Source organism: Eilatimonas milleporae (assembly GCF_003688555.1).
GTDB classification, from domain to species: domain Bacteria; phylum Pseudomonadota; class Alphaproteobacteria; order Sphingomonadales; family Kordiimonadaceae; genus Eilatimonas; species Eilatimonas milleporae.
The window spans coordinates 78,948-91,637 of record NZ_REFR01000017.1; the positions used below are offsets into that span (position 1 = coordinate 78,948).

Below are 12,690 nucleotides of genomic sequence, written 5' to 3' on the forward strand. Positions count from 1 at the left end.
CCGGGCCGCAGGATTGCGTTGGGGATATGAAATATTCGGTTGTCAGTTTGCTGCGCAATGCGCTTGCCGGTCACACGGTGTGGCCGCCGCAATGGCGCGACGCCGAGCCTGGGCCGGCTTATGACGCCGTTGTCGTCGGTGGTGGCGGGCACGGCCTTGCGACCGCCTATTATCTGGCCACCGAATTCGGTCTGACCAGTGTGGCTGTCCTGGAAAAGGGCTGGATCGGGGGCGGCAATGTGGGACGCAACACCACAATCGTCAGGTCCAACTATCTGCTGGACGAGAATATTCGCTTTTATGAATTGGCTTTGACATTGTGGGAAGGCTTGGAGCGGGCACTGAATTACAATGTCATGGTCAGCCAGCGCGGCGTGCTGAACCTGTATCATTCCGACGCGCAGCGTGATGCCTTTGTCCGCCGTGGCAATGCCATGCGTCTGAACGGCGTGGATGCGGTCCTGCTGGAAGCGGATGCGGTGCGCGGGCGCCTTCCTTTCCTCAATTTCGACGATGCGCGGTTTCCCATTCGCGGCGGCCTGTTGCAGCCGCGTGGCGGCACCGTGCGTCATGATGCCGTGGCCTGGGGCTATGCCCGCGCGGCCGACCGTTACGGTGTGCATATCATCCAGAATTGCGAGGTCACGGGTCTGCGCATCGCCGGGAACCGTATACTCGGCGTGGAAACAACGCGCGGTCCCATCGCCGCCGCCAGGGTCGGTGTGGCGGTGGCGGGCAACAGCTCACGTCTGGCCGCCATGGCCGGTCTGCGCCTGCCGATCGAAAGCCATGTGTTGCAGGCTTTTGTCAGTGAAAGTCTGAAGCCCTTTCTCAACTGTGTGGTGACCTATGGCGCCGGGCATTTTTATGTCAGCCAGTCGGACAAGGGCGGGCTCGTCTTTGGCGGCGACCTCGATGGCTATAACAGCTATGCCCAGCGCGGCAATCTGGATGTGGTCGAGGATGTGTGCGAAGGCGCCATGTCCCTGATGCCCGCCATCGGCAGGGCAAGGGTTCTGCGGCACTGGGGCGGTACCGTGGACATGAGCATGGACGGCAGCCCCATCATCGACAGAACCCCGGTGGACGGTCTCTATCTCAATGCGGGCTGGTGTTACGGCGGGTTCAAGGCCACGCCGGCCAGCGGTCTGTGCTTTGCCCATCTTATTGCAAAAGATGCCCCTCACCCGGCTGCGGCCGCTTTTCGTCTGGACCGGTTCGCGCACGGTACCGTCATCGATGAAAAGGGCCAGGGCGCCCAGCCAAACCTGCACTGAGGAACCCGGCGATGATGATCCCATGCCCCTATTGCGGTCCGCGCCTGTCCGGCGAATTCGTCTATCGCGGCGATGCCGGGCTGATGGACCGGCCGGACCCGCAAGCCCCGGAGGCTGTCTGGACCGATTATGTCTTCATGCGGGACAACCCCGCAGGGCTCCACCGCGAGCTGTGGTACCACGCTGTGGGGTGCGGCGCGTGGCTGATCGTCGAACGCGATACACGCAGTCACGATATCCTGCGTGCCGTTCCCGCGAAGGACCGGACATGACTGGGCTATGGCGTATCCCGTCCGGCGGTTTGATCGACCGTACCCGTACCTGCCGCTTCCGCTTCGACGGCAAACGCTATACCGGCCATCCGGGCGATACGCTGGCCTCTGCGCTGCTGGCGAACGGTGTGAAGGTGTTTGGCCGTTCGTTCAAATATCATCGCCCGCGCGGTCTTTATACGGCGGATACGTCGGAGCCGAACGCCCTCGTCCAACTGGGCGTCGGCGCGGCCCAGGACCCCAACGGCAAGGCAACCGGCATTGAACTGATCGACGGTATGAGCGCGGTCAGCCAGAATCGCTGGCCGTCGCTGCGCTTTGACGCCATGGCCGCTGCCGGCTGGTTTGCACCCCTGTTGTCCGCCGGATTTTACTACAAGACCTTCATGTGGCCGTCCGCTTTCTGGGAAAAGCTGTATGAGCCGCTGATCCGTCGTGCCGCCGGCCTCGGCCGGTTAAGCGGTCAGGCAGACGACCGCCGCTACGAACGTCAATATGCCCACTGCGACCTGCTGGTGGTCGGGTCCGGGCCGGCCGGTCTGATGGCGGCTCTGACAGCGGGCCGCGCCGGTGTCCGGGTTATTCTGGCGGAAGAGGATTTTCAGATGGGGGGCTGGCTTCTTGGCGGGGATGACGCCAAAGCCGCCGCGTGGCTGTCGGCGGTGGTGGCCGAACTGGCCAGCCTTGACAGTGTCGTTCTTCTGCCGCGCACCAGCGTTTTCGGCGTTTATGACGGCGGCGTGTTCGCGGCCCTTGAACAACCGGGATCAAACGGTGGCACGGGGCTTCAACGATACTGGAAAATTATCGCTGGACACGCGATTCTCGCCACCGGTGCCCAGGAACGGGGGATCGTCTTCGGCGGGAATGACAAACCCGGTGTCATGCTGGCCTCGGCGGCGCGGTCCTATGCTGTGCGCTATGCCGTCCGTCCGGGCCGCCGGGCCGTGGTTTTCACCGCGACCGATGACGGTTGGCGCGCTGCGGCAAGGCTTGCCGCCGCCGGCGTTGATATTGAAGCGGTCGTGGACCCCCGCGATACGGTGACGCCTGTGTTGAAAGACGCTGTGGATGCGCCGCATATGCTGGGGGCTGTCGTCAAGGATGCGCACGGGTTTGGAAGCCTGTCGTCCGTATCGGTGGCGACGCGTGCCGGTGGCCAGGGGATAAAACTGCCCTGCGATCTGCTGGCGGTCTCCGGCGGTTGGAGCCCCAATATCGGCCTGACCTGTCATCTGGGTTCCAGGCCCCGCTGGGACGATGACCTGAAAGCATTTGTGCCGGGACGGTTGCCCGCGCTCATGTCCGCCGCCGGCGGTCTTGATGGTGCTTTGTCGGCCATGTCCGCGCTGCGCAGTGGCCTGCGGGCCGCGCAGCGGGTCCTGTCGGCGCGCGGCATACCGGCCGTGGCACCGGACATACCGGATATGCAGGCGGAGACAACGGATCACATGCCGTTTTGGCGGGTGTGCGGCAGCCGGACGAAGGCTTTTGTCGATTTCCAGCATGATGTGACGGCGGACGATATCGTTCAGGCACACCGTGAAGGCTTTCGCGCCGTCGAACATGTCAAGCGCTACACCACCCTCGGCATGGCGACGGACCAGGGGCGCACCTCAAACCTGAACGGCCTTGCCATTCTGGCCTCGGCCCGGGGCGAGCCGATGGAACGCGTCGGGACAACCACCTATCGTCCGCCTCATGTGCCCGTTGCCGTCGGTGCCCTCGCCGCTGAAAACAGGGGGCGGACTTTTCGTCCCGTCAGATTGCCGCCAAGCCATGCCTGGGCCTGCGAACAGGGCGCCGTTTTCGTCGAGGCCGGGGTCTGGCTGCGGGCGCGGTATTTCCCGAAACCGGGTGAAACCCACTGGCGCACGGTTGTCGACCGCGAAGTCGCCACCGTGCGCGGTGCCGTCGGTTTTTGCGATGTTTCGACGCTGGGCAAAATCGATGTCTTCGGGCCTGATGCCGGTGTCTTTCTGGAGCGGCTGTATATCAACGCCTGGCAAAAACTTGCCGTCGGCAGGGCCCGTTATGGCCTGATGCTGCGCGAAGACGGCTTTGCCATGGATGACGGCACCACCAGCCGTCTGCGTCAGGACTATTATGTCATGACAACGACGACAGCACAGGCCGGGCCGGTGTTTCAGCATATGAAATTCTGTCACCACTGTTTGTGGCCGGACCTGGATGTGCAGTTTGTCTCGGTGACGGACCAGTGGGCGCAGTTCGCTCTGGCCGGCCCGCAATCGCGGCGGGTGCTGGCGAAACTGGTCGGGGATGATGTTTCCAATGAGGCCCTGCCCTATATGGGGGTGATGGAAACGACGGTACTGGGTGTATCGGGTCGTGTCTTTCGCCTGTCCTTCTCCGGCGAACTGGCCTACGAAATCGCTGTGCCGGCCCGTTACGGCGACGCGCTGGCCCGTGCCCTGATGCAGGTGGGCGCGGCATTCGGAATCTGCCCCTACGGTACCGAGGCGCTCAGCGTGATGCGTATTGAAAAAGGCCATGTCGCTGGCCCGGAGCTGAACGGGCAAACCACGGCCCGTGATCTGGGTCTGGCCGGGATGATGTCCAAGAAGAAGGACTTTGTCGGCCGCAGAATGGCCCTGCGCCCCATGCTGAACGAGGAAGGGCGCCCCCGTCTGGTGGGGGTGAAATCCCATGAGCCTTTTCAGGCCGGCGCGCATTTGTTGCCGTTGGAAGGGGCAGCCACGGCGGTGGTCGATGCAGGCCATGTGACATCGTCGGCCTATTCGCCAACGGTGCGGGCCCATATCGGGTTGGGTTTCCTGGCCGATGCCGATGCCGATGCCTTTCTCGGCAAATCCTTGCGTGCCGTCGATCCGCTGCGCGGTCGGGACACGCTGGTCGAGGTCTGCACACCGGTTTTCGTCGATCCGAAGGGGGAGAGGGTGCGTGCCTGACCTGACGGCTGTTCCGGCGGTGCGCGATCCGGTCTTTCCCATCGCGGAACCGCAACCGCTCACGGTCCTCAGCGCCCGGCGGGGGCATGGGACTGCCCTAGGCCGGGCGGTTGAACGGCAAACCGGTCTCCTTCTGCCGCCTGTCAACCGGACTGTAGGCGGCGGCGGTATACGTTTCATCTGGATCGGGCCGGACCAGTGGCTTGTCCGGGGACCGCTTGAAAGTGACGGCCTCGCCGCGCATGCCGGCATATCGGATCAGTCCGATGTCTGGACGATCTTTTCCCTGCCGGCCGGCGAGGCGCGCCGGGTTTTGTCAAAAGGATGCGCTGTCGATTTGCACGAAGGGGCTTTCAAACCCGGTCACGCCGCTGTAACCGGTGTGAACCGTTTTTCCGTTGTGCTGTGGCGCCCGGACAGTTCAGGAGACCGGATATGCGCCGCCGTTTTCCGCAGTTTCGCAAACAGTTTCAATGATTGGCTTACCACGGCTTCGGGCCGCGAAGGACTGCCCCATGATTGATACCGGATACAGTCTCACCCTGTCCTGCCCGAACCGCCCGGGCATTGTCGCTGCGGTTTCCAAGGCCCTTTTCGCACGGGGCGGGGATATTTTCAGCGCCCAGCAATATGACGATGTCGAACATGGTTTGTTCTTCATGCGCGTTCTCTTCACCCTGCCGGATGGCGGCGATCATTATCAGCCGCTACAGGCGGATTTCACCGCCATCGCCGAGGAACTGGGCCTGCGCTGGACCATGCGTGACCGGACCCGGCGTCAACGGGTGATGATCATGGCATCGAAATTCGACCACTGTCTGGCGGATTTACTGTACCGCAGACGCATCGGCGAGTTACCGATGGACATATCCGCCATCGTCTCCAACCATCCGCGCGACACATATGACGGCCTGGATCTGTCGGGTCTGCCATTTCATCATCTGCCGGTGACAAAAGAGACGAAAGCCGATCAGGAAACCGCGCTATGGCGGCTCGTTGGGGAGACGGGCACGGATCTTGTGGTGCTGGCGCGCTATATGCAGATTCTGTCCGATGGCCTGGCGGACAAGCTCAGCGGTCGCTGTATCAATATCCATCACAGCTTCCTGCCCGGTTTCAAGGGTGCGCGTCCCTACCATCAGGCCCATGCGCGGGGTGTCAAGGTCATCGGTGCGACGGCGCACTATGTCACCGCCGATCTGGATGAAGGCCCCATCATCGAACAGGATGTGGAGCGGATCTCCCACGCCGATACACCGGCGGACCTGATCCGCAAGGGCCGTGATATCGAACGCCGTGTACTCGCCCGCGCCGTGCGCTATCACCTGGACGACCGCGTCATGCTGAACGGGCGTAAAACCGTCGTCTTTCGCGATTGATACCACCAGACTGACTGGTCAGTCAGCCGGGTGATCTATTGGCTTCGTAACTGACGTGTCTTAAACATCCAGATTGACGACGCTCAGCGCGTTGTCCTGGATGAACGTGCGCCGTTCTTCCACCACGTCGCCCATCAGTCGGGTGAAGATTTCGTCGGCCGTGTCGGCCTCGGTGATCTTGACTTGTAGAAGCGAGCGCACCTCGGGGTCCAGCGTGGTTTCCCACAACTGCCCCGGATTCATTTCGCCGAGGCCTTTGTATCGCTGGATCGACAGGCCCTTGCGGCCAAAGGTCAGCAATTGTCCGAGCAGTCCCAGGGGCGAGTGGATCTGATATGTGTCTTCCCGCCGCGTCAGGGTCATCCCTGCACCGAACAGGTCGGCGAGCGGCGTCATCAGCGTATCCAGGCTGCGGGCTTCCTGGCTGTCCACCAGCGGGCCGTCGATCCGGTGCAGATCGATGATGCCGCGCACCTCGTGACGGAACAGATAGCCCCCTTCACCGAGGGCCTCGCCGACCCAGCCGTCCTCTTCCGTGGCAGCGGCGCGGGCGTTGAGCCGCGCGGCCGCTTGTGCCGCTAGGGCGTTCCGGCTGTCCGGGGTGGCCAGCGCCGTGTGCGAAAATCCGCCCATCAGGGCCAGGGTTTCCACCAGCATCTGATTGTAGCGTGGCGGCACGCCCGTCATCACGCTGCGGATACGCCGGGCGGTTGTCGCCATGTCGGTCAGGGCGGCGCCCGCATGCTGCCCGCCGGCCGCGTCCTGAAGCACCACATCCTGAATACCGGCCTGCAACAGATAGTCGTCCAGCGCCTTGTCGTCTTTCAGATACACTTCCGACTTGCCGCGGCTGACCTTGTACAGCGGCGGCTGGGCGATATAGATATTGCCGCGCTCGAACAGGTCGGGCATCTGGCGATAGAAAAACGTCAGCAGCAGGGTACGGATATGGGCGCCGTCCACATCCGCATCCGTCATGATGATGATCTTGTGGTAGCGCAGCTTTTCAATGTTGAAATCCTCGCGCCCGATCCCGGTGCCAAGGGCCGTGATCAGCGTGCCGATTTCGTTCGATCCCAGCATCCGGTCGAACCGTGCACGTTCCACATTCAGGATTTTTCCGCGCAGGGGCAGAATGGCCTGGGTCCGCCGGTCGCGTCCCTGCTTGGCCGAGCCGCCGGCGGAATCGCCCTCGACGATGAACAGCTCGGATTTGGCCGGGTCCCGCTCCTGGCAGTCGGCCAGCTTGCCGGGCAGCGAGGCGATGTCCAGCGCCCCTTTCCGCCGCGTCAGTTCGCGCGCCTTGCGCGCGGCTTCACGCGCGGTGGCGGCGTCGATGATCTTCTGGATCACTGAGCGCGCCTGCGAGGGATGCTCGCCGAACCATTCACCCAGTTTTTCGCCCACCAGGCTTTCAACCGCCGGGCGCACCTCGGACGAGACCAGCTTGTCCTTGGTCTGCGAGGAAAATTTCGGGTCCGGCACCTTGACGGACAGGACCGCGGTCAGCCCTTCGCGGGCATCGTCACCGGACAGCGTGACCTTGGACTTTTTCGCCAGCCCGCTTTCATTGACATAGGTGTTGATGGACCGCGTCAGCGCGGCGCGGAACGCCGCCAGGTGAGTGCCGCCGTCGCGCTGGGGGATGTTGTTGGTAAAGCAGAAGACATTTTCGTGATAGCTGTCATTCCATTGCAGGGACAGCTCGGTCGTGATGCCGTCCCGTTCGCCGGTGACGGTGATGGGCTCGCCGATCAGACTTGTTTTTGACCGGTCCAGATATTTCACGAAGGCGGTAATGCCGCCCTCATAATACAGCTCAACCTCTTTCACCTCGGCATGGCGGCGGTCGTTCAGCACGATGCGCACGCCCGAATTCAGGAACGCCAGCTCGCGGAAACGGTGTTCCAGCTTTGCAAAGTCGAACTCGATATTCTTGAAGGTGCTGACCGCCGGCAGAAAGGTGACCGCGGTGCCCTTGTTGTTCCCGGCGTCGCCGACAACTTTCAGGTCCTCGACCGGCTCGCCGTGCTCGAAACGCATGAAATGTTCCTTGCCGTCGCGCCAGATGCGCAGTTCCAACCAGTCGGACAAGGCGTTGACGACGGAGACACCGACACCGTGCAGACCGCCCGAGACCTTGTAGCTGTTCTGGTCGAATTTCCCGCCGGCATGCAGTTGCGTCATGATCACCTGAGCGGCGGACACGCCTTCTTCCTCGTGAATGTCGACCGGAATGCCGCGCCCGTTGTCGGTGACCGTGCAACTGCCGTTCGGGTTCAGCGTCATCGTCACCGTGTCGCAGTGCCCGGCCAGGGCCTCGTCAATGGCATTGTCGCTGACCTCGAAGACCATGTGATGCAGGCCCGAGCCGTCTTCCGTGTCGCCGATATACATGCCCGGCCGCTTTCGCACCGCGTCCAGGCCTTTCAGAACCTTGATGGATTCAGCGCCGTATTCGCCGCCGTCAGCACCACCGTCGATCGGCTCGTTTCCAGTTTCGCTCATAAAATGTTCAGTCCTCTTTGCCTTCGGTCTTTTTCGTTGTGCCCGCAACATCTGCCGAAACGGCTGTCACAATACCGGTCTTCACCTCGAAAAGCGCTGTTCCGGGCGCCATATCCTCAAACAGGGCGCGGTCGGTGCCGGTGATCCAGCACTGCCCGCCCAGCCGCGCGAGGTTTGCGAACAGGGCCTCGCGCCGCGTTGCATCCAGATGGGCGGCCACCTCATCCAGAAGCAGGATGGGCGCCCGTCCCTTCAGGGCGGTTTGCAGCCGGCAGTTGGCCAGCGTCAGGGCGATCAGCAGGGCTTTCTGTTCCCCGGTGGAGCATTGCCCCGCCGGCATGGCCTTGCCCAGATGCGTCACCACCAGGTCGCTTTTGTGCACGCCCGCACCCGTCCGGCCCTTTGCCGCGTCCTCACCGCGCAGCGTTTCCAGCCGGGCCGCCATCATCGTCTCCGCGTCCGTCGCGGCCATGCCGTCGGCCAGTACCCCTTCAAGCCAGCCGTCTATCGCCAGGGCCGCTTGCGGAAAGGCGCTGTCTTGCCCGGAACCGTCCCGGTCGTCTTCCGCCAAGTGCCCGCTCAGCTGTCCCGCCAGTTGCGCCACGAAATCGACGCGGGCAACGGCAATGGCGACACCGTGTTCCGCCAGCCGGGCTTCCAGCGCCGCCAGCCAGCGCGGGTCCGCTGCCGCTCCGCCGGCCAGCAGCCTGTTGCGTTCGCGCATGGCGCGCTCATAGGCCGCCACCTGCCGGGCATGGTCCGGGTGCAGCCCGATCACCATCCTGTCGAGGAAACGGCGCCGTGCGCTTGGCCCCTCGATAAACAACCGGTCCATCTGCGGCGTCAGCCAGGAGACCGTCCAGTGTTCGCCCAGCGCGGCGCTGGATGGGTATGTCTGGCCGTCGATACGCACCTGACGGCGGCCGCTGCCGCCGCTGCCGCGTTTCTCCGGGGTGGTCCATCCGGTACCGGCACGGATGCTTTCCCCCGCAACCGACAACGTGGCGGAAACGGCCCATGTGCCAATATCGCCCCAGTCTGCATCGCCCCAGTCTGCATCGCCCCGGTCTGCATCGCCGCCTTGCCTATGGACCACATCGACCATGCTTGCCCCGCGCAGACCCCGCCCCGGTGCCAGATAACTGATGGCCTCCAGCACATTCGTCTTGCCGGCGCCGTTTGGCCCTGTCAGCACCACCAGGCGCGCCCACGTCGGAACGGTGATACGGGCATCGCCGTAGCTGCGGAACCGGTTCAGGCGCAGGGTCTCGATACGCACGGCAGGTCCGCGTTCAGAGGCCTCCACACCGGCATCCGCTATGCCGGCGTCCGACATGGGGATGAAATCCCTCGTGTCAGAGACAGTAACCATGCCGCCGTCCATGGGATGTCTGGCTCAGGCCGTGCCCGCTCACACGCGCATCGGCATCAGCACATACAGGGCGCCCTCGTCCACCGTGTCGCGCAGAATTGTCGGTGCCGACGGGTCCGCAAGCTGCACGTCGACCGTTTCGCCCTCGACCTGTGTCAGGATATCCAGGAGGTACCGGCTGTTGAAACCGATCTCCAGCGGGTCGGACGCATAGGCCGCCGACAGTTCCTCGCGCGCCGTGCCGCTGTCCGGGCTGTTGACCGACAGGGTCAGCTGGTCATTGTCCAGGGACAGTTTGACCGAGCGGGTTTTGTCCGAACTGATGGTCGAAACCCGGTCGACGGCTTCCGCGAACAGGCGGCAATCCATTTTGAGTTCCTTGTCATTGCCCTGCGGGATGACGCGGCTGTAGTCCGGGAAGGTGCCGTCGATCAGCTTCGATGTGACGACCGCGCTGGCAAAGCTGAACCGGATCTTCGTATCGGACAGGGCGATGTCCACCGGACCGTCGATCTCGTCGATCAGTTTGCGGATTTCCCCGACGGTTTTGCGCGGAATGATCACACCGGGTATGCCGGCGGCCCCTTCGGGCAGGTCCTGCTCGACCTGGGCAAGCCGGTGCCCGTCCGTCGCCACGGCGCGCAGGCGCTGGCTGCTGTCACCGTCCATGACATGCAGATAGATACCGTTCAGATAATAGCGGGTTTCTTCCGTCGAAATGGCGAAGCGGGCCTTGTCGATCAGGCGCTTCAGCTCTTCCGATGCCAGGGCGAAACGGTGCGGCATGTCCCCTTCGCTCATCACGGGGAAATCTTCCCTGTCCAGACAGGTCAGGGTAAAGCGTGACCGCCCCGCCTGCACGATGAGACGGTCGCCGTCCTCCAGTGTCAGTTCCACCTCCGCCCCGTCGGGCAGCTTGCGGACGATGTCGAACAGCGTATGGGCCGGAACCGTGGTCGCACCTGCAACCGCAATGGTGGCCGGTGTCCGCTCGACAATGGAAATATCGAGATCGGTTGCCGTCAGGCCAAGACCGTCGCCGTCCGCCTCCAGCATGACATTGGACAGGATCGGAATGGTATTGCGCCGTTCGACCACCGACTGGACGTGGCTGAGGGACTTCAGGAGAGCCGAACGTTCAATGGTCACTTTCATGGATCGTATTCTTCTTTTCCGGGTCCTGACCGGCGGGTGTGCCGGGTGCGGACCGAATGAACCAACGGGACGTGGCAGAACACACCATGCCGGAGCCATTTTCAAGCCTGGCGGACAGAAGACGCACGACCCTGGTTTGTGCCGTGCATGTCCCTAGGGGTTTGCCCTGCGGAAACGGGGCTGAAATCAACGAAAATAGCCGAGTCGCACCCCACGCCCTAATGTCCCTGACCATAGCGGATTTGCCCGCTTTTCCAAGTGAAAAAGCGGGCTGCTGCGGTCGGGCCGGGCATTGCCGGAAAAGGTGTGGCGCACTCAGGCTTCAAGCACCCGGCTCAGCCGGGTGATATCCTCGTCCATGGCACTGTCGCTGCGCCGCAGATCCTCGATCTTGCGCACGGCATGCATCACGGTCGTATGATCTCGCCCGCCAAAGCGGCGACCGATATCGGGCAGGGACCGTGCTGTCAGCTGTTTGGACAGATACATGGCGATCTGGCGGGGGCGCGCGATGGTGCGGGCCCGCCGCTGCGACAGGATTTCCGACAGGCGGATATTGTAATAGTCGGCGACGGCGCGCTGGATTTCCTCGACCGTCAGCTTGCGGTCGTTGGCGCGCAGCAGATCCTGAAGGACGTCCCGCGTCATGTCCATGGTAATGGGACGGCCCACCAGCGTGGCATAGGCCATGACCCGGTTCAGCGCACCTTCCAGCTCCCGTACGTTGGAGGTGATGCGCCGCGCCAGAAACTCAAGCACATCGCCCGAGACCATCACGCTGCCGGCCTGTTCCGCTTTCGATTGCAGGATACCCAGGCGCAGTTCGTAATCGGTGGGGTGAATATCGGCAACCAGCCCCCAGCCGAGGCGCGAGACGATGCGTTCCTCGATCCCCTCAAGGTCGGTGGGGGAACGGTCGGCTGTGATAATCACCTGCCGGCGGTTGTCGATCAGCGCGTTGAAGGTGTGGAAGAATTCTTCCTGCGTGCTGTCCTTGTTGGCGATGAACTGGACATCGTCGACCATCAGCAGGTCCACGGTGCGGTATTTCTGCTTGAAGGCGTGGCTGTCCTTGTAACGCAGCGCCGCGACGAATTCGAACATGAATTTTTCGGCCGAGCAGTAAACCACTTTCTTCGTTGGGTCGTGCCGTGTCACTTCCCAGGCGATGGCATGCATCAGATGGGTCTTGCCCAGTCCCACGCCGCCATAAAGAAACAGTGGATTGAAGGGAATTTCCTGGCTTTCGGCAATGCGCTTGGCGGCGGCATAGGCCAGTTCGTTGGACTTGCCGACGACGAAACTGTCAAATGTATACCGCCTGTCCAGGGCTTCCATCTTCTGCGGGGTCGCGGCCTGTCCCGGTTGTGCGGCCGTGCCGGGTGTCTGCGGTGCGGATGGCGACGGCGCGCCGCCCCCGGTTTGTCCCCCGGTTTGTCCGACGGGCTCAGCCGCGGCCGGGTTGCGCAGATGGATGGTGATGTCACGGATCTGCGGGTTCTCGGCGGAAAAATAATCCCTCAGGCGGGGGCCGTAATTCCGCTGTATCCAGTCACGCACAAACCGTGTCGGCGCCGCCAGTTCCGCCGAACCGCCGTCAATGCCGACAAATCCGACCTGGCCCAGCCATGTCTTGTAAGCGTGTTCACCGTATTCGCGGCGGAACTTGTCGCATACCCGCCCCCATGCATCGCCGGAACCGGGTGGGGTCCGTGTACCGTCCCCGCCATCGAATTCACCTGCCATCATGCTTGCCCTTGTACTTTGAACGTGTCCCCTTTGAGCCCCCATGCCCAA

9 protein-coding genes are annotated in these 12,690 nt (G+C 63.0%); 5 read left to right on the top strand and 4 right to left on the bottom strand.

Going from position 1 to position 12,690, the window contains the following annotated elements; genetic code table 11:
* The first annotated feature begins 26 nt into the window (after positions 1-26).
* Genes BXY39_RS18765 through purU form a run of 5 tightly spaced genes read left to right on the top strand, consistent with a single transcriptional unit; the run spans position 27 to position 5,858 of the window.
* Positions 27-1,277 (top strand): sarcosine oxidase subunit beta family protein, encoded by a 1,251-nt coding sequence (locus BXY39_RS18765; protein ID WP_121940446.1) that lies wholly within the window; start codon positions 27-29, stop codon positions 1,275-1,277.
* Positions 1,278-1,288: 11 nt separating this feature from the next.
* Positions 1,289-1,549, top strand: coding sequence for a sarcosine oxidase subunit delta (locus BXY39_RS18770; RefSeq protein ID WP_121940447.1), 261 nt, complete (start codon positions 1,289-1,291; stop codon positions 1,547-1,549).
* Positions 1,546-4,479 (top strand): sarcosine oxidase subunit alpha family protein, encoded by a 2,934-nt coding sequence (locus tag BXY39_RS18775; RefSeq protein ID WP_121940448.1) that lies wholly within the window; start codon positions 1,546-1,548, stop codon positions 4,477-4,479. Before BXY39_RS18770 ends, BXY39_RS18775 begins: the two co-directional genes overlap by 4 nt.
* Entirely contained in the window at positions 4,472-5,002 is a 531-nt protein-coding gene (locus BXY39_RS18780) for a sarcosine oxidase subunit gamma (RefSeq protein ID WP_170163966.1), read from the top strand. Before BXY39_RS18775 ends, BXY39_RS18780 begins: the two co-directional genes overlap by 8 nt.
* On the top strand, positions 4,995-5,858 hold the full coding sequence (gene purU, locus BXY39_RS18785) for a formyltetrahydrofolate deformylase (RefSeq protein ID WP_121940450.1): 864 nt from the start codon (positions 4,995-4,997) through the stop codon (positions 5,856-5,858). Before BXY39_RS18780 ends, purU begins: the two co-directional genes overlap by 8 nt.
* A 60-nt stretch (positions 5,859-5,918) precedes the next feature.
* Here the strand turns inward: purU and gyrB are convergent, their stop codons facing one another.
* The 4 genes from gyrB to dnaA all read right to left on the bottom strand — a co-directional run bounded on the left by gyrB (position 5,919) and on the right by dnaA (position 12,639).
* The gene (gene gyrB / locus BXY39_RS18790) at positions 5,919-8,366 is read right to left on the bottom strand and encodes a DNA topoisomerase (ATP-hydrolyzing) subunit B (protein ID WP_121940451.1); all 2,448 of its coding nucleotides are present in this window, start codon (positions 8,364-8,366) and stop codon (positions 5,919-5,921) included.
* A 7-nt stretch (positions 8,367-8,373) separates the two neighbouring features.
* A complete protein-coding gene (gene recF / locus BXY39_RS18795) occupies positions 8,374-9,738 on the bottom strand; it encodes a DNA replication/repair protein RecF (RefSeq protein ID WP_211332349.1) in 1,365 nt (454 codons plus the stop codon).
* 39 nt (positions 9,739-9,777) lie between these two features.
* Complete coding sequence (dnaN, locus tag BXY39_RS18800) at positions 9,778-10,893, bottom strand: DNA polymerase III subunit beta (RefSeq protein ID WP_121940453.1); 1,116 nt, start codon at positions 10,891-10,893, stop codon at positions 9,778-9,780.
* A gap of 315 nt (positions 10,894-11,208) precedes the next feature.
* A complete protein-coding gene (dnaA, locus tag BXY39_RS18805; RefSeq protein WP_121940504.1) occupies positions 11,209-12,639 on the bottom strand; it encodes a chromosomal replication initiator protein DnaA in 1,431 nt (476 codons plus the stop codon).
* Between the last annotated feature and the right edge of the window lie 51 nt (positions 12,640-12,690).